Raw genomic sequence first — 23,446 nt, 5'->3', positions numbered from 1 at the left:
CGGCGCAATGGTTTTGCACCGGCGTTATTTTTTCACTGGTAGTCAGCTTTTAATTATCGAAGCCGACTTTGTCGACCAGCTCGCTGGCCTGCTTGCGATGCTTTACGATTTCCGAAAGCGGAACCTTGTCGATCTTCAGTTCACCAAAAGATGCGACAATTGGATCAACCGGAGCGCCTGCCTTAACCGGATACTCGTAGTTAGCCTTTGCATAAAGCTGCTGGGCTTCATCCGATGCAAGATATTCGAGAAGCTTGACGGCTTCATCCTTGTTTGGCGCGTTCTTGGCAACAGCTGCACCGCTGATGTTCACCTGCGTGCCGCCATCGGCAAAGGTTGGGAGAATGACTTTGATGCCATCGCCCCACGCCTTCTGCTCGTCGCCGCTCTTACCCGAACGCATCAGACCGACATAGTAGGAGTTCGCGACTGCGATATCGCAGATGCCGCCAACAATATCCTTAGCGCCGTCACGGTCACCGCCGGCTGCCTTACGCGCCAGATTGGCCTTGAGGCCAGTCAGCCATTCTTCGGTCTTTTCTGCACCGTGATGAGCGATATAATCGGCAATCAGAGCAGTGTTATAGGGATGCTGGCCAGCACGGATGCAGATCTTGCCCTTCCACTTTGGATCAGCCAGTTCTTCATAGGTGATCTTGTCGAGTTCGAGATCCTTGTCTGCATAGACAACGCGAGCGCGCATCGACAGACCAAACCAGTTGTCGTTGGCATCGCGGAGCTGTTCAGGAATAGCTGCCTTGAGAGCAGCTGAATCAATCGGCTGAGTGAGGCCCTTATCGACGAAATCAACCAGATTACCTGCATCCACTGTCATAAGGATATCAGCAGGCGATTTGTCGCCTTCAGATGCAACGCGCTCGGCAAGGCCATCTTTCAGGAAAACGGTATTGACGGTGGTGCCCGTCTTTTCCTTGTAGGCATCCAGCAGAGGCTGGATTAAACCAGGTTCACGCGTCGTGTAAATATTCACCTCATTTGCATTAGCTGCACCTGAGAGAAACGTCGCTGCCATTAGAGCCAATCCAGCACGCGCGATCTTGGGCATTTTACCTCCGGTAGAATTTGGTTCATTTGAAACTATGTGTAATGCATCAAGATTATAGGAACTGGCATATTCAGGGTCAATAATTCACGCCAAGAAATATGAGTTATTTACTCATTTTTTCGCAAAAACCAGTGCTTTGCTCCAGTCGATCCGTAAGGTGACATACGCTGCATCAGCTGCGACATGCTGATCTGTTCGGACACGAAGACGGAAGTCCTGTTGATCCAGACGAACTGTCAGTTCCTCGGTTTCGCCCAAATAGGTTCGGTTTTCTATATGACCGCTCAACCCGTCTTTTGCAGACGCTTCACAGGATATGACCTCGATATCCCGTGGACGCAGATAGACAGCGACATCTCCTTCTGTTCGCATATCATCCGGAAGCGTCAATGTGCCGACAGGCGTTTGGACAACAACACCGTTTACCTTGCCTTCAAGAGCATTGAAATCGCAGAAGAAGTCCGCAGCGTAGCGCGTTGCAGGCTGGTTATGAAGTTCGCGGGCTGAACCGGCCTGAACGATCTTTCCGGAACGCATCAACACTACGCGATCGCCTGTGGACAACGCCTCTTCGGCCTCATGTGTCACGATAATGACCGGCGTACCCAATGCACGAAGCAAAGCAACAGTCTCGCTTCTCACACGAGCACGCAAACCGCGGTCAAGATTGGAGAAGGGTTCGTCCATCAACAGCAGATCAGGCTTTGGTGCCAGTGCTCTGATGAGAGCGACCCGCTGTTGCTCGCCACCCGAAAGCATATGCGGATAGCGATCCCCCATCGCGGCAAGGCCAACCAGCGCAAGTAACTCATCAACCCGCGCTTTCGCCTCATCCTTGCGCATCTTGCGCAAACCGAACAGCACATTTTCCCTGACGGTCAGATGCGGGAAAAGCGCATAATCCTGAAACACCACACCTATGTTGCGTTTTTCTGGTTCCACGAAGATGGAGGAACTGACCAGCGTCTTGCCACCCATGGCAAGCTGACCTTCATCCGGCGCGTCGATCCCTGCAATAATCCGCAAAAGCGAGGTCTTGCCGCAGCCAGAATGACCGACGAGACAGATGATCTCTCCCGGCTGAACATCGAGCGAAATATCATCAACGGCACGCACTGTTCCAAACTGGCGACTAATGCCTGAGAGCGTTAGCGCTGGAGCCATATTGTTGCCAAGCTTGGTGTCTTGCAAAGTGTGTGCGTCCATAGATGAGGCCGAGAGTCCTGTTATCATCGAACCGCATATAAATGCACTTGAACGACTTTGCCAATAAAACCCGACCAAAGGTGTCAGGCATTTTCCTAAACGCACTTGAAGACGCAACAATTTACTGCACTATCCAGTTGAACAAGCTTGCAAATCGCGCAATGTTGCTTTCATCCAAATTCGATATTCGCATTGCAGGAGTCTGATCATGGGGCCGATCACCGACAAGGTGGTAACCGCTGAGCGTTTGCCACAGGAAACGAAGGTTGCCATTATCGGTGGTGGTGTGATCGGAGTATCGACAGCCCTTTTCCTGGCCGAGCGCGGGATACCTGTTGCTCTGTTTGAAAAAGGTGAAATTGCGGGCGAGCAATCAAGTCGCAATTGGGGCTGGTGCCGCCGGACTGGTCGTGACAGCCGGGAAATGCCGCTGATTGTCGAGAGTATGCGCCTCTGGGAAGGCATGAATGAGCGTACCGGGCGAGAAACCGGTTTTCGTATCACCGGTATCGCATATACCGCCGACAAAGAAGAGGAAGTCGAACGCTATGCTCAGTGGATTAAAATCGCGGGCGAGCACGGCATAGAGACAGAACTCTTAAGCAGCAAACAGGCGGCCAGCCTTACCCCCGGTCTCACGCGTCAGCTCAAAGGCGGCATGATCACCTCGCTCGACGGGCGTGCGGAGCCACAGAAAGCAGTACCGGCTTTCGCCGCCAAGGCGCAGGAGTTGGGCGCTGTCATTTTGCAAAATTGTGCGGTGCGCGGCATAGAGACAACCAATGGCCGCGTTTCAGCAGTTTTGACCGAGAAAGGCCGTGTTGCCTGTGAGGCGATAGTCGTTGCAGGCGGGGCCTGGTCACGGTTGATCATATCGGATTTCAAGGCCCGCCTTCCGCAACTCAAAGTCAAATCATCGGTGTTTCGCACGGCCCCGATGGAGGCAAATGTCGATCCAGCAATTGCGTTTTCAGATTTCGCGCTACGTAAGCGGCTTGATGGTGGTTATACGGTCGCGAGCCTCGGCGGTTCTATAGCCGACATCGTGCCTGACAGTTTCCGCTTTTTCCGCGACTTCCTTCCGTCGCTCTCAACCGAATGGAAATCCCTGCGTTTCCGTTTTGGTGAGCGCTTTTTTGAAGAAGCTTTCCAGTGGAAGCTCCGGCCGGCAGATCAGGTCTCGATCTTTGAAAAAATCCGTACGCTTGATCCTGAGCCGCACCGTGCTGCGAATGCGGCAGTGTTGGCTAAACTCAAGGCTGCAATTCCATCCTTTGCATCTGCAACAATTGCACAGGAATGGGCGGGCCTGATCGACACCATGCCGGATGTTATTCCGGTCATCTCCCCCCTGCCCGACATTGATGGGCTAATCGTTGCAACAGGTTTTTCGGGGCATGGCTTTGGCATCGGCCCCGGTGCAGGACGATTGGTCGCCGATATGGTCAGCGGCGAAACGCCAGTTGTCGATCCGTCGCCGTTCCATATTTCGCGTTTCTCGGACGGATCGAAAATCCGTATCGAAAACTGGGGCTAGTTTATTCGATTACACCACAGACAATACGTGCACCACCACCACCAAGCGGCTTGGGCTGGTCGGCATAATTGTCGCCGCCTATATGAACCATCAGCGCCCGCCCTTTGATTTCATCCAGCGACTTGAGACGTGGCGCAACAACCGTTTCACTGACCTTGCCGTCTGCATCAGCCTTCAATAGTGGCAAATCGCCCATATGACCATGACCTTCAGGTCCCATGTGATGTTTCGAGCCTTCCGGATCGTAATGGCCACCAGCTGCTTGAGCAGGAACCATTTTCCCGTCCTGTTCGGCAGGCGCACAGCTGCCCTTTTCATGAACATGGAAGCCATGTTCACCGCCCGGCATTCCGTTTAAATCCGCTTTGAATGAAAGCCCATCAGCACTTTGGGAGACTGTAACAGTCCCCATTTCCTTCCCCTGTCCTGTTTCGAGAGCCTCGTACATTTTAACTGTTGTGTCTTGGGCAAATGCAGGCATGGCGAAAAGTGCAATAGTTGAAGCTAGAACGAAAGATCGCATTATCTCCTCCTCTTATTTGGTTTGGTGATAAGCGGTAAACGCACTACGGCGCGAATTGTTCGAAACTTATAAAACTGCGCGCCGGTTGAGACAGCGCGCAGCATATTTGAAAATCAGGTCGTAACGAATTGCGCCATCATGCCGACGTCTTCATGTTCCAACACATGGCAGTGGAACATGAAAGGATGATCACGCGTAGCTTCGCGATCAAAATGGACCAGAATTTCGGCCTTGCCATTGATCAACGCCGTATCCTTCCAACCTGATTGATGGAGCGGTGGCGCTTCTCCGTTCAACGTCAGAATGCGGAATGACGCTCCATGGATATGGAATGGATGCGCCATTTCTTTGGTCGTCAGCTCCCATATTTCCCACGATCCAAGCTTAACTTCGGCATCAATGCGGCTCATGTCGAAAGGTTTTTCAGCAATCGCCATCTGAACGCCTGATGTCAAAGCCTGCAAAGCAGGTCCGGCGTCAGTATTGCTCCGACCCGAATGCATGTCGTGATCACTCATCGCTGGCATATTGTGCCCGGCATGAGGATCACTCGACATGCCGCCCATCATGAGCTTCATATTTTCGGCCATGCGTTCATCGAAGAAATACGACCGCCTGCGTGCCGCGAGCTTTTCGTCAGGCTTCTCAGGACCATCAAGCGTGGCTGGCAATGCTTTCACCAACCCATCGATTTTGTCATCCACGATAAACTGCATCAAAGACTGATCATCACCACTGCTGTCATCGCTGGCCGTGAGCAAATCCAGAGTGCCTTTCGATTTGGAAAAGTCGACCAGAACTTCATAGCGCTCGCCTGGGCTGATCGTCAGGCGTTGGACTGTATCGAGCTTGGTTATATAGCCGCCATCCGATCCGATGACATGCAACGGCTGGTCATCGCTGAGACGGATATGGAAGTTCCGCGCATTGGCACCGTTCAGAATGCGCAATCTTACAACAGACGCCGGAACATGTGCTTGCGGTGCAATCACGCCGTTGACGATTAGCTTGTCGCCGCGAAAGCCGTGCATCAAATCCATGATATCGGGCTGGTAAACCTTGTCGCCTTCGATAACCCTGCGGTCCTGCAAGACAAGCGGCAGGTCATCAACACCATAGGTTTCAGGCAATCCACGTTCGCCATCCTTGCCATCGCTGACAATCATGAGCCCGGCAATGCCCATATGTGCCTGTCGGGCGGTGTCGCCATGCAAGTGCGGATGGAACCAGTTAAACGATGCAGGCTGATTGACTGTAACCTTTGGCTCCCAGCTTTTACCTGCTGCAATCACATTATGCGGTCCGCCATCGAGAACCGACGGAACAAAAAGACCATGCCAATGAAGCGTTGTGTCTTCGTCCATGCCGTTATTTACCGAAAGCGTTACCGCCTCTCCGTTCTTCAAGCGGACGACCGGCCCAAGATAGGTGCCGTTTATCCCGGCAGAGGCCGCATCGCTGCCTTGTGTGAAAGCATGGCGTCCCTTCTGGACCGTCAGCTTCACCACACCTGCAGCATCCGGCTCCAATAATGTTGGAATAGGCAAGGTCGGTGCTTTTGCCTGTGCTGTGGGTGCACCATGCTGCGTATGTTGCTGATGGGCGTCCTGCGCGAAGGCCTCAAAAGGCCGAGCAATGGATAAAACGGCAGCACTTACACCGAGCGTCAGCAAGCGGCGGCGTGTCATACTCGTCATGATTATTCTCCAGATAATATCTCTATCAATGCGCATCTCGCCCGAAATCATTTCATGAATTCTGGAATGCGCTCATTGCCGCCAGAGAGGTGGCAGCGTTTCTAGGGATTAGATCTGGTAAGATATTGGAGGGCGTAACACGCCAAATGGATCGCTGCTGTTCAATGCGGCAACGCGCGGAGGAAGTCCGAACTCATGATCCGGCGTGAACAGAGTGACATCTGAGGCAAGCTGTATGATGCCGCCACAACTCATCATGACACAGGCAGCAGATGCTTTCTTGCCGTGATCGGCTGGCATGGAATGCCCCATATCATGTTTTAGAATCTTAACCGTCTCATGGCAGTCGGTGACTGCTACAGTCTGCGGAAGATCGTGCGCCATGGCGTAGCAAAGCTGCGTTGAAACCAAAAAGAGCAACGACAATAGAGCAATCAGCATACGAGAAGGCATTCGCAAAACAGAATGTTTGCGAAAGTTCATGCCAATGTTTCCGTATCTGAAAGCCTGCGCTGTCATTGTGATTCCAAGTTGCGAAATTCATCTTAAGGCTGCCTTAAGGCAATTGAAAGGCCCTGGCTTTTTCCCTTGAATCCGCTTCGTATGTTCATTTTGTTTCGAAAAGAGCACATTCGAAATTAGAAAATTACGTGAGAGCCCTTTTAAGCTTGCGGTTTCGTGTTTTGTGGCACTAAGAAGGCAACATCTCGGGCTTCCTCCCAAAACGTACAGCCCACAAATATGGATATGAAACAATGACTGTCGCTCAAGCAGTTGTTCCGAAGAAAAATTCTGCGCGCCGTGTTTTGGCCGCGAGCATGATCGGCACAACTATCGAATTCTTTGATTTTTATATTTATGCCACCGCTGCGGTAATCGTGTTCCCGCATCTCTTTTTCCCAGCAAGTGACGGTAACTCGGCGCTGCTCCAGTCCTTGGCAACTTTCGCTATTGCCTTCTTCGCACGCCCGATCGGCGGCGCGTTGTTCGGCCACTTCGGCGACAAGGTTGGCCGTAAGGCAACGCTCGTCGCAGCACTTATGACCATGGGTATTTCCACGGTCGCAATCGGCTTTCTGCCAACCTATGAATCCATCGGCGTCTGGGCAGCCCTCCTGCTCGCTCTCTGCCGTCTGGGTCAGGGCCTTGGCCTCGGCGGTGAATGGGGCGGTGCAGTTCTGCTCGCAACCGAAAATGCGCCTGAAGGCAAGCGTACATGGTATGGCATGTTCCCGCAGCTCGGCGCACCCGTCGGCTTCATTCTCGCAACAGGTATCTTCCTGATCCTGGCTGAACTTCTGACCGAAGAACAGTTCATGTCTTTCGGCTGGCGCATTCCTTTCATCGCCAGTGCACTGCTGGTTGGTGTTGGCCTCTTCATTCGTTTGAAGATCGCTGAAACGCCAGAATTCCAGAAGGCAATCGACAAAGCTGAACGCGTCGAAGTTCCGGTCGCAACCCTGTTCAAGAAACACAAGTCGAGCCTGTTCCTCGGCACCATCGGCGCAGTTGCAACTTTCGTACTGTTCTATCTCATGACCGTGTTTTCGCTCGGTTGGGGTACGCGCGCGCTTGGCTATAGCCGTGAACAGTTCCTCATCCTGCAAATGGTTGGCGTGATCTTCTTCGGCCTCACCATCCCGGTTGCAGCTCTGCTTTCCGATAAATACGGCATGCGTCCTGTCATGATCATCGTCACAGTCCTGATCGGTCTGTACGGTTTCATCATGGCTCCACTCTTCCTCAGCGGAACAGCTGGCGTTCTCGCCTTCCTCATCATTGGTTTCGGCCTGATGGGCCTGACCTATGGTCCGATTGGCGCGGCTCTTGCTGAACCATTCCCGACTTCGGTTCGCTATACGGGCGCTTCGCTTACCTTCAATCTGGCAGGCATTCTCGGCGCATCGGTTGCACCTTACATCGCAACCTGGCTCGCAACCCATTATAGCTTCGACTATGTTGGCTATTACATGTCTGCCGCAGCCGTTGTCTCATTGATTGGCTTTGCATTTATTTCGTTCAAACGCGGCGAGTAAGCAGCACTGAACACAAAAAGCCCGCGTGGAGCGATCCACGCGGGCTTTTCTTTATATAAGCTCGACTAAGAAACTTATTCGGTGTCAGCAGCTTCCAGAGCAATCGCAACAGACTGAATGATCGAGGCGAAGCGAGCAGCGGTTTGGATCACCTCGGTTGTCACATTTGCTTTGCGCAGTACGTCTTCGTGTGCGTCGATGCACATGCCGCAGCCATTGATTGCCGAAACAGCCAGCGACCACAGTTCGAAATCGACTTTGTCCACACCCGGATTGCCGATCACATTCATGCGCAGCTTTGCTGGCATCGTGCGATAGTCCTTGTTGGTCGCAAGATGCACAAAACGATAATAGACATTGTTCATGCCCATGATAGAGGCCGCAGATTTTGCAGCTTGCACAACCGTCGCATCAACTTTTCCAGAGGCTTCAGCAACCAGCGCCTTGCGCACATCGGCGTTGCGCGAAGCAATGCCGCAAGCAATGAACAGTCCATATTTCTGCTGTGGCGTCAGCGTTTCATCGCTTGCCATAGACGAAAGATTGAGACGAACATCCTTGGCGAAATCCGGGATTTTTGACTTCAGATCATCAATGGACATGGAACCCTCTTTATTTGTCAGTTCTGAATAAACAAAAGGCGGGCCTTAACCCGCCTTGTCTCAAATCATTGAGGCTGATTAAGCAGCCTTGAGCGTTTCGCCACCGACTTCGCGGTTGCATGGGCAAAGCTCATCGGTCTGCAGAGCATCGAGAACACGCAGCGTGTCCTTAGGAGCACGGCCAACATTGAGGTTGGTTGCGTAAACGTGCTGGATCGTGTTGTCCGGATCGACAACGAAGGTGTAGCGGTAAGCAACGCCATCTGGCGAACGAACGCCGAGGCCGTCAACCAGCGAACCATTGGTGTCTGCAAAAGACCAGATTGGCAGCTTGTCGAGGTCCTTGTGATCGCGACGCCATGCGAGCTTCACAAATTCGTTGTCAGTCGAACCGCCGAGAACAACTGCGTCGCGGTCTTCAAAATCTGAAGCCAGACGTGCGAATTCAGCGATTTCGGTTGGGCAGACGAAAGTGAAGTCCTTAGGGTAGAAGAAGATGACCTTCCACTTGCCTTCGAAGCTTGCTTCGGTGACTTCTTCAAAAGCCGACACGCCGTTTTCTTCGTGGAAGTTGAAGCCAGGCTTAACGCCAGTTACTTTGAAAGAAGGAAGCTTGTCACCGATACCGAGCATCTCATACCTGCCTGTAAATTCGTTGTTATGCAGAAAATTCAGAAGTTTCAGAACTAACTGCTTGCGAGTCATATATAGGCGCTCTAAATCAATCGGTCAAAGCGATTAAAACGATCCAATCCATCGATTTAAACGATGGGGATAAGTTTCAGGCTGAAGACCATGCTCAATATCAGTGTTCGTCAACTTCACTATTTTATAGCTCTCGTCAAAGCAGGTTCCTTCTCGCGCGCAGCCGAGGCGGTTGGCGTTACGCAATCCACATTAAGCGCGGCCATTCAGACGCTGGAAGCAGAGATTGGCGTAACCTTGATTGATCGCACGGGTCGACGGATGCAATTGCTGCCTGCCGGAGAGGATTTCCTCAACCGTGCGCGCGAGATCGTGGCTTCAATTGAGGAGCTGCCGGAACATGCGCGTCAGGCCGAACGCCCGCTGACAACACGCTTGCGATTGGGTGTCATCCCGTCCATTGCGCCGTTTTTATTGCCAAAAGTGCTTCCAGCAACGGCTAAAGCTTTTCCAGAGCTGCAATTGAGCGTGCGGGAAGGACTGACGCGTACCCTCCTCGACAATCTGCGCTCGGGAACGCTTGATGTGGCGCTTGTTGCTCATCCCTATGATCTTGATGATTTTGAAGTCGCCGCGATAGGACAAGACCCATTTTTTCTTGCGGTACGCCGCGACCATGCGCTGGCCAACCGGGACCGCATTGAAGCGAGCGATCTTCAGGACCAACCGTTTCTCTTGCTGGAGACTGGCCATTGTCTGCGTGAGCACGTCATGGCAGCCATTGGTTCAAAGCCCACACAGACAGGTGGCGATGTTCATGCAACAAGTATCATGACTCTGGTACAGCTGGTTGAATTTGGCATGGGTGTGACGCTATTACCGGAGGTCGCTATCAAGGCGGGCGTTACACGCGGCAGCGAAATCAGCATCGTGCCCTATGAAGGACAACACAATTTCCGCTCACTTGCCTTGGCATGGCGAGCGAATGCTGCTCGACGCAACGAGTATCAGCTTTTCGCAACCCATCTGCGCAATCACTGCATGAAGAAGTAAATTAAAGAATACCCCAGGCGCGGAACCGTCCGCGCCCGGTGATTTCTCGTAAATTGAGATCGGAAATCAGCTTCAGCGCGCCCTGCTGCGTGACCTCAAGTTCTTTCTCGACCATCTGGCTTGAAACCAGTGGGCTGCGCATCATCATGTCGACAAGTTGCGGCAACCGCGAATTGGAGCGCCGACCCTTGAGCTTGCGCTGCATCTGCTCACGCGCAAGCAAAAGGCGGTCATGCTCTTTCATGCTTAATTCCGCAGCTTCCTCAGTCGCCGCAAGAAATGTCTTAAGCCGCACCAATCGGTTGGTTGAACGACGCTCATCAGGACGCTTTGTGCGAAGGCCGACATTGAGTGCAGGCAGATGATTGGCGGCAATGCCCGACTGGCGCAAATATGCGGCCGCAAGCAGCCGCCCTATCCAGTTTGAACGCTGCACCACTTCCAGTGAAAACCATGCATCATGCATCAGCGCGGTGCATAGAAGTGGTGGAAGATGAGCTGTCTTGGCAAATAGATCCCGCCACTCCTGCAAGCGGGTGTCTTCATCCCAATCGTCATCGTAAAGAAGCGAATCTGCTTCCACCGGCTGTGGTTTCGGCTGTTCTTTGATGATGCCTTTCAGCAGAGCGTCCGTGCGCGCAAGCAAGGCATCCACATCATCAAGTAGAGGATCGTTATCCTCATCTTCCTGATGGCTATAGTCACGCGTCTCTTCGCTACGGACGTCAATATTCCGCCCGAGAACCTGCTGCATACCCGCCGGACTAAGAGCCCAGCTTGGTGAACGACTGAAAATCTGGCGTCGCAAGCGCAGCACAGAATGAGAGATTGTCAGTGCGTGGCTTGGGGTGCGGCTGTCCATCAGAGCATCGTGCAGCACGAGATCTTCTAGATGCACCAGTTCGCCCTCAAGCCACATGGATGCAACCGCATCATGCATATGCATGCGCTCAAGCATTCCATCGCGGATCGGAGAGCGTGCAAGCCGCTCGTCAAGTCTTGTTAGTGCAGCCGTAGCATTCGCCACGGGCACAAAAAACTCTTCGAGCGGCAGCTTGTCGATTTCATAAGCCATGTTCCGCATATCGCAGTCGATTGCAGAGAAAGGCAAACGAAAAGGCGTGCTTAGGCGAGAACTTCCGCAACTTTCACAGCACGCCCTTCTTTGACAGAGAGAAGTGCTGCTTCGGCAAGTGCCAAAGCCTGCAAACCATCTTCGGCAGAAGGTGTGGGTGCTTTGCCACTATCAATCGCATCAATGAAAGCTGCAATTTCTGCGGCATACGCATCTGTGTAGCGGGTCATAAAAAAATCATGCAGTGGTGGACGCGTATAGCCATCCTTCGATGCAACCTCGATGGAAACCGGACGCTGGTTCTCAGCCGAAACCGCTCCCTCCGATCCGTGCACTTCGATGCGCTGATCATAGCCATAGGATGCACGGCGTGAATTGGAAATCACGCACTGGCGACCGGAAGCCGTGGTCAGGATGACGCTCGCACTGTCATAATCACCGAGTTCACCGATCTTTGGATCGACAAGAACCGAAGCAGATGCAGAAACCGTTGCAATTTCTTCACCGAGCAGAAAACGCGCCATGTCAAAATCATGGATCGTCATATCGCGGAAAATACCACCCGATACCTTGATGTATTCCGCAGGCGGAGCGCCCGGATCGCGGCTGGTGATTGTGACCATTTCGACTTTGCCAATACGACCATCATTGATCGCCTTACGAACAGCGGCAAAATGCGGATCAAAACGGCGATTGAAGCCGAGCATGACCTTGCCGCCGGTTTCCTTGATAACACCAAGGCAAGCCCGTACGCGCTCGATATTGAGATCAATCGGCTTTTCGCAGAAAACCGCCTTACCTGCGCGTGAGAATCGTTCGATCAGATCGGCATGGGTGTTGGTTGGAGTGCAGATCAGCACAGCGTCCACATCTGGCGACTTTTCGATCTCGTCAATGGAACGCACTTCCGCACCAGCCGCATCAGCAATTGCACGCGCTGCATCCTGATTGGCATCAGCCACCGCAATCAGTTGCGCCCGCTTGTCGGAAGCGATTGCGCCCGCATGTACTTTTCCGATACGACCGGCACCAAGCAGAGCAAGACGTGTAACCATTGCCTTCATCCTCCCAAAACGGCCATCCTCGATTGACCGACAAATCAGTTTCGCTATTCCGTTCTGCTCATTTCCCGAATATGTCACGGATGCAAAGCTCAATGGAATATTTATTCTATTTTGCTAGATTGTGATATATGGGATGTCAAGAGACCGTTTCTGAAAGGATGGCAATGGACACCGAACAAGCTGTTGCTGCGCAAGCCGAGACTTCCGCCAGTGTGCCCGCGAATGCAAAAGAATTCGAGGCAAGACTGCTCGAAGTTGCTGACCGGTTGCCCAAGCGCCTGAAGCAATGCGCCGATTACGTTGCCGCCAATCAGGACCGGATCGCCGTTTCAACGGTCGCGGAAATGGCAGAAGGCGCAGGCGTTCAAAGTTCGGCCTTCATGCGGTTTTGCCAGATATTGGGCTTTTCCGGTTTTTCGGAAATGCAGAAGCTTTTTCGCGACTCCTATGCTGGCGGTTGGCCCGATTATTCCACACGGCTTGAGCATTTGCGCGAAACGGCGGCAGGAAGCGCCCCGGCCCTTCTGGCAGAGTTTGCCGAGGCCGGCCGCACTTCACTTGAAAGCCTGTTGAAGACCATCGAGCCGGAGGCACTTGAGAAAGCCGTCAAGCTGCTGGCAACAGCAGAAACCATTCACATCATCGGCGTTCGACGCGCATTTCCGGTTGCGAGCTATCTGGCCTACGCGCTCGAAAAGATGCAGGTTCCGGCCATGCTTCACAGTACCGTCGGAAAGCTGGAAAACCAGCACGCTATCCGTAAAGGCGATGTGTTGCTCGCGATTTCGTTCTCGCCCTACTCGCCTGAAACCATTGCCATGGCAGAAAATGCCGCCGCGCGCGGCATCGATGTTGTTGCGATTACCGACACGATTGTCAGCCCAATGAGCAAGTTTGCCAATGAGTCGCTGCTTGTCTCCGAAGTTGACTTCGGTGCCTTCCGCTCTCTTTCCGCTACACTTTGTCTTGCGATTACGCTCGCCGTCGCCGTTGGCACGGAACGACAGTCGTAAAATGATACGACATTCTATTTTTCGATTGAAATGGAATAATAAATCCATTTTAATCAGAAATAGAATGGTTGCTGCGTGTCGTGACTCACAGGCAGCCTCTTCAAGCTAAAAAAGCATGCGCCGAGGGAGGACTTTAATGAAGCGGCTGGATTTGATTACGATTGGCCGATCTTCGGTGGATCTTTACGGCGCACAGGTCGGCGGTCTGCTTGAAGACATGTCATCCTTCAACAAATATGTCGGTGGCTCCCCCACCAATATCGCGACTGGCACTGCTCGACTGGGCCTCAAATCTGCACTCATAACCCGCGTCGGTGACGAGCATATGGGGCGCTTTCTGCTGCGTGAACTTGCGCGTGAAGGTGTGGATACGCGCGGTATCGTCACCGATCCGCAACGCCTGACAGCGCTGGTGATCCTTGGCATCCGTGATCAGGAACATTTCCCGCTCATCTTCTATCGCGAAAACTGCGCCGACATGGCGCTTTGCGAAGACGATATCGATCCGGACTTCATTGCCGAGGCCGGATGTGTACTCGCCACTGGCACGCATCTGTCGCATCCGCGCACGGAAGCTGCTGTCCTCAAAGCTTTGAAGCTTGCGCGGGAAAACGGTAGTCGTACGGTGCTCGACATCGATTATCGCCCCAACCTCTGGGGGCTTTCCGGCCATGGTGATGGCGAGAACCGATTTATCGAGTCTGCTTCCGTCACCACCAAACTGCAATCAACCTTGCACCTTTTCGATCTCATCGTCGGCACAGAAGAAGAATTTCATATTGCTGGCGGTTCGACCGATACAGTTGAAGCGCTTAAAGCCGTTCGCAAAGTCACGAAGGCGGCACTCGTTTGCAAACGCGGACCAATGGGCGCCGTGGTCTTTGAGGGCGACATTCCTGACTATCTCGACCAAGGGCAATCAGGACAAGGTTTTCCGATTGAAGTTTTCAACGTGCTTGGCGCGGGCGATGGCTTCATGTCTGGTCTGTTGCGCGGCTGGCTCAAGGGTGAAGACTGGCCAACCAGCCTGAAGTTCGCCAATGCCTGTGGTGCCTTTGCAGTGTCGCGTCATGGCTGCACACCCGCTTATCCAAGCTGGGAAGAGCTGCAATATTTCTTCAAGACCGGCATTCGCGACAAGGCGCTGCGCAAAGATCTGGCACTTGAGCAGGTGCATTGGTCGACCAACCGCAATGGCGACTGGCCACATATGCGAGTCTTCGCTTTTGACCACCGTATCCAGCTGGAAGAAATGGCACAGGAAACCGGCGCTACGGATGAAAAGATCGGTGAATTCAAAGAACTATGCCTGAATGCTGCGTTAGAGGTTTCAGGCGGAGAAAGCGGCTATGGCATTCTTTGCGATGGCCGTCTTGGACGCGATGCACTCTACCGTGCCGCCGGGACTGGCTTATGGATTGGACGCCCAACGGAATGGCCCAGCTCGCGCCCTTTGGAGCTTGAGCCTGAACTCGGTCCTGATTGCGGCGGCCTTGTTGAATGGCCTGTCGAGAACGTCGTCAAGGTTTTATGCTTCTATCACCCTGATGACAGCGCCAACGTGAAGGCACAACAGGAAGCCACCGTGAAGCGACTTTTCACGGCTGCTCGCCGCAACCGTCTCGAGTTTCTGTTAGAAGTCATTCCATCCAAGGTAGCGCCCGTCGATGATATGAGCACCGCCAAAGTCATCGAGCGTTTCTACGAAATTGGCGTTTATCCTGACTGGTGGAAGCTTGAGCCGCTGAAGACTGCCAAGGCATGGCGCAATGCTTGCGAAGCGATCACCCATAACGATCCTCACACGCGTGGCATTGTTGTGCTGGGGCTTGATGCGCCAGCCGAAGAACTGGAAGCAAGCCTGAAAATCGCTGCGGATTTTGATCTGGTGAAGGGTTTTGCCATCGGCCGCACCATTCTGGGCGATGTCGCTCGCCAATGGCTCGCCGGCAAAATGAGCGACACCGACGCAGTTGCAGAAATGGCAAAACGCTATCGCGGTTTCTGCGATCTTTGGGATAGGCTGCGCCAGAAATAAACGCATCTCTGGCACAGGTGGAGGCCTGTCTTGTGAGATTGCGAGAATGCGGATTTCCGCCGGGAGGAAAGATGAAGACCGTTCGACTGACAGCGGCACAGGCTCTTGTGCGCTATATAGCCAATCAGATGACGCCAGAAGGAGATCCCTTCATCGCTGGTGTCTGGGCTATTTTCGGCCATGGCAATGTCGCAGGGCTTGGCGAGGCACTGCATGGTATCCGCGATCAGCTCGTTACATGGCGTGGCCATAATGAGCAAACCATGGCTCATGCAGCCATTGCCTATACCAAACAGCTCGGTCGCAAACGCGCTTGCGCTGTCACTTCCTCCATCGGCCCCGGCGCAACCAATATGGTCACAGCGGCGGCACTCGCCCATGTTAACCGCCTGCCGGTTCTGTTCATCCCCGGAGATGTTTTTGCCAATCGTGGTCCTGATCCTGTGCTTCAGCAGATCGAGGATTTCAACGACGGCACGATGACCGTCAATGACTGTTTCCGCCCTGTAAGCCGCTATTTTGATCGCATCACCCGTCCAGAACAGCTTCTGACAGCCCTGCCGCGCGCTTTCCGCACAATGACCGATCCAGCAGATTGTGGACCAGTGACGTTGTCTTTCTGTCAGGACGTTCAGGCAGAAGCCTATGACTGGCCGGAAGAGTTCTTCGCACCAAAAGTCTGGCATTGGCGACGCCCGCCAGCCGATGAACACGAGCTGGCAACTGCTATTGCCGCAATCAGGGCTGCCAAGACCCCGGTTATCGTTGCAGGCGGTGGCGTCCATTATTCAGGTGCCCACGACGCGCTGAAAAGCTTTGCAGAAACCCACAATATCCCTGTTATCGAAACGCAGGCTGGTAAGTCGGCACTGCCGTGGGATCATGCGCTCAATTTTGGCCCGGTCGGTGTTACGGGTGCAGATTCTGCCAATGCGATTGCAGCAAATGCGGATCTGGTGATCGGTGTCGGAACGCGCTTTCAGGATTTCACGACCGGCTCATGGGCACTGTTCAAACATCCGAACCGCAAGCTGCTTTCCCTTAATGTTCAACCTTATGACAGTCACAAACATGGCTCTATCTCACTCGTGGCTGATGCAAAAGTCGGCCTTAATGGGCTTTCTGCAGGATTAAAAGGCTACAAACGCCCATCTCTCGACAGCAGCCTCAAGGCAAAATGGTTTGAAGCGGCGGACCGGTTCACAGTCGCCCCAGGTGAGGCAAACGAGCTTCCTACCGATATGCAGGTGATCGGTGCTGTGCAGCGCCAGTCGAAAGAAAATACCGTCGTCATGTGTGCGGCAGGAACAATGCCGGGCGAATTGCACCAGCTCTGGAAAGCCGGACGCCCTATGTCCTATCATATGGAATATGGCTTCTCCTGCATGGGGTATGAGATCGCTGGTGGGCTTGGTATCAAGATGGCAGAGCCTGACCGCGACGTGATCGTGATGATCGGCGACGGCTCCTACATGATGGCCAATTCCGAGCTTGCTACCTCTGTGATGATGGGTATCAAGATCACAGTCGTCCTCACCGATAATCGTGGTTATGGCTGCATCAACCGGTTGCAGATGGCAACGGGTGGTGCCGAGTTCAACAATCTGCTCGACCACACAACCCATGTGAACGCATCCAATATCGACTTTGCAGCTCATGCGGGCGCGATGGGTGCCGACAGCAAAAAGGTCGGCTCTATCCGCGAACTTGAAGATGCGCTGGCCGAGGCGCGCAACAACCCGCGCACTACAGTTATCGTTATCGACACCGACCCTTATCCGACGCCTGAAACCGGTGGCTGGTGGTGGGACGTGGCTGTGCCGGAAGTCTCGGAACGCGAGCAAGTGCGTGCCGCACGCGAAAATTATGAAGCTCAGATCAAAGAAAGAAACTGACCGATGATCCTCTATGGCACCAACCCGATTGCCTGGTCGAACGATGATGATCGCAGCCTCGGCGCACATATAAGCCTTGATCAATGCCTCAATGAGGCTTCCAAAATCGGCTTCGACGGAATTGAAAAAGGCCATAAATTTCCGCAGGTTGCAGCGGAACTTAAAGCAGTACTCGAAACACGCAATCTGCGTTACGTTTCTGGCTGGCATTCGCTCAATCTTCTTACCAATTCCGTTGAGGATGAGAAGGTTGCGATGCAGCCAGCGCTTGATCTTCTCAAGGCCATGGGCTGCAAGGTCATCATCGTTTGCGAAACATCGAACGCCATTCATGGCGACGATGACAAGCCGCTCTCTGAGCGCGCCGTTCTGGAAGAATCCCGTTGGGCAGAGTTTGGTGCAGGCGTTGAAGCACTGGCCGAATATGCGAGCGCACAGGGCATTGCACTCGTCTATCACCATCACATGGGTACGATTGTTCAGAGCGAAGACGAGATCGACCTTCTGATGAAACATACCGGGCCACACGCCAAGCTGCTGCTTGATACAGGGCATTGCCTGTTTGGCGGTGGCGATCCTGAGCGTGTTGCGAAGAACCATATGGGACGCGTTCGCCACATCCATGCGAAGAACGTACGCCCGGCGATTGCTGCTGAAGTGCGCGATCAGAGCCTGTCCTTTCTGGAAGGTGTGCGCCGCGGCGTTTTCACGGTTCCGGGCGATAAGGAGGGCGGCGTGGATTTTGTACCAGTACTCAAGGTCGCAGCCCAGCACGGCTATCAGGGCTGGCTGGTCATCGAAGCAGAGCAAGACCCCGATGTGCGTAATCCATTTGAATATCAGACACTGGGGCTGAAATCGCTCAAAGCATTTGCGCGCGAAGCAGGACTCGATAAGGGAGACTGAGCCATGGCCAATCTGTTACGCAAACCCAATGGCAAGCATGGCAAGGTGCATGACATCACGCCGGAAAGTGCCAACTGGGGCTATGTCGGCTTTGGCCTCTATCGTCTGAAAGCAGGTGAAACCGCGACCGAGAAAACCGGCGACCGCGAAGTCATTCTGGTGCTGGTCGAAGGCAAGGCAAAGCTCAAGGCTTCTGGCGAGGATTTCGGCGAAATGGGCGAACGGATGAGCGTGTTTGAAAAGCTCGCCCCGCATTGTCTCTATGTGCCTGCTGAGAGCGACTGGGGTGCCGTGGCGACAACCGATTGCGTGCTTGCTGTCTGCGCAGCACCCGGCAAACCAGGTCGCAACGCCCAAAAACTTGGACCTGAAGGCCTGACTTTCGATACGCGCGGCCAAGGTGCCAACACCCGCAATATCTTCAATATTGCTATGGAAGGTCGCGATGTCGCCGACAGCCTTTTGGTGACGGAAGTATTCACGCCGCAGGGCAACTGGTCATCCTACCCGCCTCATCGGCACGATGAAGATAACTTCCCGGATATGACATATCTGGAAGAAACCTATTATCATCGCCTCAACCCATCGCAGGGCTATGGTATTCAGCGGGTTTTCACCGAAGATGGCAGTCTTGATGAAACCATGGCCGTTTCTGACGGCGATGTAGTTCTCGTGCCAAAGGGACATCACCCCCTGCGGCGCGCCTTACGGCTATGAAATGTATTATCTCAACGTCATGGCTGGTCCGATCCGCAAATGGCGGTTCAAAAACCACCCGGATCATGACTGGATTTATAAGCGCGATAATCCGTCGTCATAAAGATAAGCCCCGGATTTCCGGGGCTTATTTCTTACAGTCGGGCAATCTTTTTTAAGATCATCGATTGCACCGGGCGCCGCTACAAACACCTTGTTGCCTTTGGTCAGTTGCTCACCCTCCGTCGGGAAAGGATGCGCATAGCCGCCTGCTTCCTTAACGAGGCAGAAACCGGCCATGCAGTCCCATGCATGCATATATGGCTCATAATAGCCAACCAGACGCCCGGCCGCGACATAGGCGATCATAAGCGCACCGGAACCATTACGGATGAATGTGCCGCCCGCTTCAAGCAGATCTTCCACGATCTTCGCAACCACCTGCGGCGTTACATAATTGTTAGCGCCGATGCCGGTCACCGAATTACGGATATTGCGAGATGGATCAAGCGCCAGCTTTTTGCCATTAAGTGTTGCACCCTGCCCTTTGGCAGATGCGTAAAGCTCACCAAAGCAAGGTGCCTGAATAACACCGATGACCGGCTCACCATCTTTGAGAACCGCAATGGAAACGCACCAGTTCGGCATTCCATTGACGAACGGACTGGTGCCATCAATGGGATCAACCACCCATGTATAGCCTGAGCTGCCCGCATTCAGTCCATATTCTTCACCCAGAAAGCCATCGTCGCTGAAAGCTGCCGATACGCGCTCATTGATCAGCTGTTCGACATTGCGGTCAGCAATGGACACCACATCCTGCGGATCACGTTTAATTTCGATCACAAGTGTTTCGCGGCGATTGAAGTAATCGAGCGCCATAGCGCCTGCCTCACGCGCAATTTCCTGCGCAAGCTTAAACCGCGTTTCAAGTTCTATTGAAATGTCCGATGTCATGCTTGGTTTCCAGTCAGAGGGAATAAAGGCGCAAGGTTCATGCGCTCAATTGTTGATGATGGCAAGGCCGCGCGGCTTGAAATGAATCGCCACGTCGGTTTGTGGTGCAAGCGCCTCTTCCACCGCCTGATCGACAATGAAAAGCTTGCCGTGCTCAGTCTCAATTTCATATTCAATATGATCACCAAGATAAGCGGAATGTGCCACGCGTCCGGGGAAGTCTCCGCCACTCTGGGCTTGCAGGCTCACCGCATTGGGACGAACCGCCAATTGGGCCGGCCCCGGCTTTGCCTTTGCCGATGCCAAACGGTGCTCGAGTTTCCCGATACGAATAACAGCTTCTCCATTTGCTGCACTGATGACTTCACAGGGCACGACATTTGCCTCACCCATGAAGTCTGCAATGAAGGCAGATGCAGGCGACTCATAAAGATCACGCGGACTGCCTTGCTGCGCTATATCGCCGTCTTTCATGACAATAATTGTATCGGATACTGCCAAAGCTTCATCTTGGTCGTGGGTAACATAAACTGCTGTGAAACCAAGTCTTTGCTGTAGTTCTCTGATCTCGGTTCTCACCCGACGACGCAACCGCGCGTCGAGATTGGACAGCGGTTCATCGAGCAATAACACCTGTGGCTCCAGCACCAATGCACGGGCAACTGCGACACGCTGTTGCTGCCCTCCGGACAGTTCTGCAGGAAGGCGATGCCCCATGCCTGCAAGGCCCACGAGCTTCAGCCCTTCTTCGGCCCGCTCACGCGCTTCTTTCTTCTTCAGTCCCGAAGATTCAAGCCCATAGGCAACATTGTCGAGCGAGCTCATATGCGGAAAAAGAGCATAGGATTGAAACACCATCGATACATCGCGCTCGTTGGCAGGGAGCATGGTCACATCCTTGCCACCGATCAGAATGCGACCCGATGTAGGATGCTCCAGCCCCGCCAGAAGGCGCAGGGTCGTGGTTTTGCCGCAACCGGACGGGCCGAGCAAGGTCACAAGTGTGCCGGGTTCAACTGTCAGCGACAGATCAGGCAGAGCGGTGAAATTACCAAACTTCTTGGTGACGTTTTGAAAGGTAACGGAGCCGGGACGGATCATAGTCATACGGCTTTCTCCTGTTGAACGGTTTTAATCGGCGTGTGCGTGGCAACGCGGTTTTCGCGCCGCAATCGGCGTTCACCGACAAGGAGCTGGAAGGTGACAATCACAACTACCATTACGAGAATGAGTGCCGATGAGTAGGCAATCGCCACACCGAACTCGCCATTTTCGACAAGGCCTACGATATAAGAAGTCGCCATGTTGTATTCCGCCGATACAAGGAAGATCACGGCGCTGATCGATGTGATGGCACGCACGAAGGAATAAACCAGTGCAGCTGTAATGGCCGGACGCAGAAGCGGCAGGATCACCTTGCGGATGGTACGGAAACTGCCCGCACGCAGCGTGAGCGACGCTTCATCAAGACTTTTGTCGAGCTGGCTCATCGCTGCAATGCCACCGCGCACACCAACCGGCATATTGCGGAACACGAAGCAGGCAATCAGGATCAGCGCCGTGCCGGTCATTTCAAGCGGTGGGAGGTTGAAAGCCATGATATAGCTGACACCGATAACCGTGCCCGGAATGGCGAAGCTCAGCATCAGTGCAAACTCGAACACACTGCGCCCGAAGAAGCGCTGCCGGACGATCAGATATGCGGTGAGCAAGCCGACAGCGGCAGTAAGCGGTGCGGAGATCAGCGATATTTCCATCGTCGTCCAGAACGAGTTCCAGGCAACACCCGTCCAGGCAAAGCCGCTATCGGTCCACGCAACTGAGAAAGCACGACGATAATGATCGAATGTCAGCGAATTATCGAGACCCCATGTACGCACAAAACCGCCAATAAGGATCATCAGGTAAACAACGACCGTGAATATCATCCACGGAATAACAAGGGCATAGACGCCAATCTTCAATCCATTTGGCAAGCCGGCATGAATGCCTGAATCGCCCTTGCCGGTGACGGTGGCAAAGTTCTTGCCCGACAGCCACAGACGCTGAATGAGAAAGGCCGACAGTGTGAAGCAGAGCAACACGATAGCCAACACGGCAGCACGCGACGGATCGTTTTGCGCGCCCACAACGGCAAAGAATATCTCGGTTGAGAGCACGCCGTGACTGCCGCCAAGCACCATCGGATTGCCAAAATCGGCCATGCTTTCGATGAAGGCGATCAGGAATGCATTGGCCAGCCCCGGTGCCATGAGCGGCAGCGAAACACGATTGAACGTACGCCAGCGATCAGCACGCAGGGTTTGCGATGCTTCCTCCATGGAAGGCGAAACACCCTCAACAACGCCGATCAGAACCAGAAAGGTGATTGGCGTGAAGGAAAGCACCTGTGCGATCCAGATGCCCGTAAGGCCATAAAGCCAGCGGCCCGGCTCAACACCAAAAAAGTAGGAAATCTGCTCCGTCACCACGCCAGCACGACCGAACAGCAATGTGAGCGCCAGACCAATGACAAATGGTGGCGTGATGATCGGCAGCACTGTGAGAATGCGCAAACCCTTCTTGAAAGGAAAGCCTGTGCGGGTTGCGACGAGTGCGAAAGAAAGCCCAAGCACTGTGGAGCCGGTTGCCGTCATTAGCGCCAGCCACAGCGTGCGCCATGCAACGCCGCAGCGTCCCTCGCCGATCACACAGGCAAGACTCCAGATCGAAGAATCCTGAATATTGCCGATGAAGCCATCCGGTTTGAAGGAACCATCAAAATCCTGAACGGAGCCTGCAAACATGCTGAAGATCGGATAGAATACAAAGACGCTGACCAATGCGACGAGCAGCGTGATAGAGGAAACGACAAAACCATCGCCTTTCATCACCCCGCGTTCAGCAAGAGCGAAGGAAAAAATCAGCAGAAAACAAAGACCAGTCAGCACAGCTCCGGCACCAAAGGCCGGTTGTCCATCGGCAAGCTGACCGAAGAGTGCCTCGGTAAATGTCCAGTTCCAGCCGGTGAAGCCGATTGCCAGTCCTTGCAGTGCGAGAAAGCCAGCGCCCAAAAGGCTTGCACCAATCAGAACGGATGTCCGCTTTTCCGGGGACATCACAAAGCGTGCAAAGCCACATAAGAGCATCAGTATCGCAACAACAGCGAGCCAGGGGCGTCCATAAGTGAATATTTGCAGAATACCGGGAGCATTCTCGGCCTGACTGAAAAACCCTTCAAGCCAGCTGAAACGGAAGAAGCCTTGCTCAATGCGATACCAGGGCAGGATCAGGAACGCAGCCAAAGCCAGCGCCAGAACCACATCAAGCCGTCGATTGTGTTGTTTCATATCTATCCGCTTTTCTGCTCATTTTTTGCTCATGGCGGGCAAAGTGGACACAATTATCCATCTCCCGCCGGATAGCGGCGGGAGGGTCGATAACGAAAATGGATTGCT

The 23,446-nt window shown here is 53.5% G+C and carries 19 protein-coding genes and 1 pseudogene; 8 read left to right on the top strand and 12 right to left on the bottom strand.

Annotation, left to right across the window (positions count from 1 at the left end; genetic code table 11):
- Window positions 1-49 precede the first annotated feature (49 nt).
- A complete protein-coding gene (locus tag C9380_RS14185) occupies window positions 50-1,066 on the bottom strand; it encodes a Fe(3+) ABC transporter substrate-binding protein (RefSeq protein WP_024896321.1) in 1,017 nt (338 codons plus the stop codon).
- 111 nt (window positions 1,067-1,177) lie between these two features.
- Window positions 1,178-2,272 (bottom strand): ABC transporter ATP-binding protein, encoded by a 1,095-nt coding sequence (locus tag C9380_RS14180; RefSeq protein WP_024896322.1) that lies wholly within the window; start codon window positions 2,270-2,272, stop codon window positions 1,178-1,180.
- Window positions 2,273-2,480: 208 nt separating this feature from the next.
- Here C9380_RS14180 and C9380_RS14175 point away from each other — a divergent pair, with 208 nt between their 5' ends.
- The gene (locus tag C9380_RS14175) at window positions 2,481-3,809 is read left to right on the top strand and encodes an NAD(P)/FAD-dependent oxidoreductase (RefSeq protein ID WP_128093829.1); all 1,329 of its coding nucleotides are present in this window, start codon (window positions 2,481-2,483) and stop codon (window positions 3,807-3,809) included.
- A 1-nt stretch (window position 3,810) separates the two neighbouring features.
- On the opposite strand, the gene sodC is transcribed toward C9380_RS14175, so the two are convergent.
- From sodC to C9380_RS14160, 3 genes are all read right to left on the bottom strand, one after another.
- Entirely contained in the window at window positions 3,811-4,332 is a 522-nt protein-coding gene (gene sodC, locus C9380_RS14170; RefSeq protein ID WP_111787100.1) for a superoxide dismutase family protein, read from the bottom strand.
- Between the two features lie 113 nt (window positions 4,333-4,445).
- A complete protein-coding gene (gene cueO / locus C9380_RS14165) occupies window positions 4,446-6,029 on the bottom strand; it encodes a multicopper oxidase CueO (protein ID WP_128093828.1) in 1,584 nt (527 codons plus the stop codon).
- A 108-nt stretch (window positions 6,030-6,137) separates the two neighbouring features.
- Window positions 6,138-6,512 (bottom strand): hypothetical protein, encoded by a 375-nt coding sequence (locus C9380_RS14160; protein ID WP_245872245.1) that lies wholly within the window; start codon window positions 6,510-6,512, stop codon window positions 6,138-6,140.
- 272 nt (window positions 6,513-6,784) lie between these two features.
- On the opposite strand from C9380_RS14160, the gene C9380_RS14155 reads away from it, so the two are divergent.
- Window positions 6,785-8,065, top strand: coding sequence for an MFS transporter (locus C9380_RS14155; RefSeq protein ID WP_024896327.1), 1,281 nt, complete (start codon window positions 6,785-6,787; stop codon window positions 8,063-8,065).
- Window positions 8,066-8,139: 74 nt separating this feature from the next.
- Here the strand turns inward: C9380_RS14155 and ahpD are convergent, their stop codons facing one another.
- Together ahpD and C9380_RS14145 are read right to left on the bottom strand one after the other, a co-directional pair.
- Window positions 8,140-8,667, bottom strand: coding sequence for an alkylhydroperoxidase, AhpD family (gene ahpD / locus C9380_RS14150; RefSeq protein WP_128093827.1), 528 nt, complete (start codon window positions 8,665-8,667; stop codon window positions 8,140-8,142).
- Between the two features lie 78 nt (window positions 8,668-8,745).
- A complete protein-coding gene (locus tag C9380_RS14145) occupies window positions 8,746-9,300 on the bottom strand; it encodes a peroxiredoxin (protein WP_024896329.1) in 555 nt (184 codons plus the stop codon).
- Window positions 9,301-9,462: 162 nt separating this feature from the next.
- Between C9380_RS14145 and C9380_RS14140 the strand changes: the two genes are divergently transcribed.
- Entirely contained in the window at window positions 9,463-10,365 is a 903-nt protein-coding gene (locus C9380_RS14140) for a hydrogen peroxide-inducible genes activator (RefSeq protein ID WP_128093826.1), read from the top strand.
- A gap of 1 nt (window position 10,366) precedes the next feature.
- Here C9380_RS14140 and C9380_RS14135 read toward each other — a convergent pair whose 3' ends face one another.
- Together C9380_RS14135 and iolG are read right to left on the bottom strand one after the other, a co-directional pair.
- On the bottom strand, window positions 10,367-11,440 hold the full coding sequence (locus tag C9380_RS14135; protein ID WP_024896331.1) for an RHE_PE00001 family protein: 1,074 nt from the start codon (window positions 11,438-11,440) through the stop codon (window positions 10,367-10,369).
- A 50-nt stretch (window positions 11,441-11,490) separates the two neighbouring features.
- Window positions 11,491-12,495, bottom strand: a complete 1,005-nt coding sequence (gene iolG, locus C9380_RS14130) for an inositol 2-dehydrogenase (RefSeq protein ID WP_128093825.1) — start codon at window positions 12,493-12,495, stop codon at window positions 11,491-11,493.
- 173 nt (window positions 12,496-12,668) lie between these two features.
- On the opposite strand from iolG, the gene C9380_RS14125 reads away from it, so the two are divergent.
- The 5 genes and pseudogenes from C9380_RS14125 (at window position 12,669) to iolB (ending at window position 19,176) form a co-directional block, all read left to right on the top strand.
- A complete protein-coding gene (locus C9380_RS14125; protein WP_128093824.1) occupies window positions 12,669-13,517 on the top strand; it encodes a MurR/RpiR family transcriptional regulator in 849 nt (282 codons plus the stop codon).
- Between the two features lie 136 nt (window positions 13,518-13,653).
- Complete coding sequence (locus tag C9380_RS14120; protein WP_128093823.1) at window positions 13,654-15,555, top strand: bifunctional 5-dehydro-2-deoxygluconokinase/5-dehydro-2-deoxyphosphogluconate aldolase; 1,902 nt, start codon at window positions 13,654-13,656, stop codon at window positions 15,553-15,555.
- Between the two features lie 71 nt (window positions 15,556-15,626).
- A complete protein-coding gene (gene iolD / locus C9380_RS14115; RefSeq protein WP_128093822.1) occupies window positions 15,627-17,450 on the top strand; it encodes a 3D-(3,5/4)-trihydroxycyclohexane-1,2-dione acylhydrolase (decyclizing) in 1,824 nt (607 codons plus the stop codon).
- Between the two features lie 3 nt (window positions 17,451-17,453).
- Window positions 17,454-18,356 carry a myo-inosose-2 dehydratase gene (iolE, locus tag C9380_RS14110; protein ID WP_128093821.1) on the top strand — a complete coding sequence of 301 codons (903 nt, stop codon included), beginning with the start codon at window positions 17,454-17,456 and terminating at the stop codon, window positions 18,354-18,356.
- Window positions 18,357-18,359: 3 nt separating this feature from the next.
- Window positions 18,360-19,176, top strand: a pseudogene (gene iolB, locus C9380_RS14105) (5-deoxy-glucuronate isomerase).
- Here iolB and C9380_RS14100 read toward each other — a convergent pair.
- Genes C9380_RS14100 through C9380_RS14090 form a run of 3 tightly spaced genes read right to left on the bottom strand, consistent with a single transcriptional unit; the run spans window position 19,149 to window position 23,338 of the window.
- Complete coding sequence (locus C9380_RS14100; protein ID WP_252869782.1) at window positions 19,149-20,009, bottom strand: inositol monophosphatase family protein; 861 nt, start codon at window positions 20,007-20,009, stop codon at window positions 19,149-19,151. The pseudogene iolB and the gene C9380_RS14100 overlap by 28 nt on opposite strands.
- Before the next feature lie 45 nt (window positions 20,010-20,054).
- On the bottom strand, window positions 20,055-21,116 hold the full coding sequence (locus C9380_RS14095; RefSeq protein ID WP_111787089.1) for an ABC transporter ATP-binding protein: 1,062 nt from the start codon (window positions 21,114-21,116) through the stop codon (window positions 20,055-20,057).
- Window positions 21,113-23,338, bottom strand: coding sequence for an ABC transporter permease (locus C9380_RS14090; protein WP_128093820.1), 2,226 nt, complete (start codon window positions 23,336-23,338; stop codon window positions 21,113-21,115). The genes C9380_RS14095 and C9380_RS14090 overlap by 4 nt, the downstream gene beginning before the upstream one ends.
- Window positions 23,339-23,446: the final 108 nt, after the last annotated feature.

The sequence above is a fragment of the Brucella pituitosa genome, from assembly GCF_003049685.1.
GTDB lineage: Bacteria > Pseudomonadota > Alphaproteobacteria > Rhizobiales > Rhizobiaceae > Brucella > Brucella pituitosa.
The sequence above is the reverse complement of the archived record's forward strand: the minus strand, read 5'-3'. Positions and strand labels throughout refer to the sequence as shown.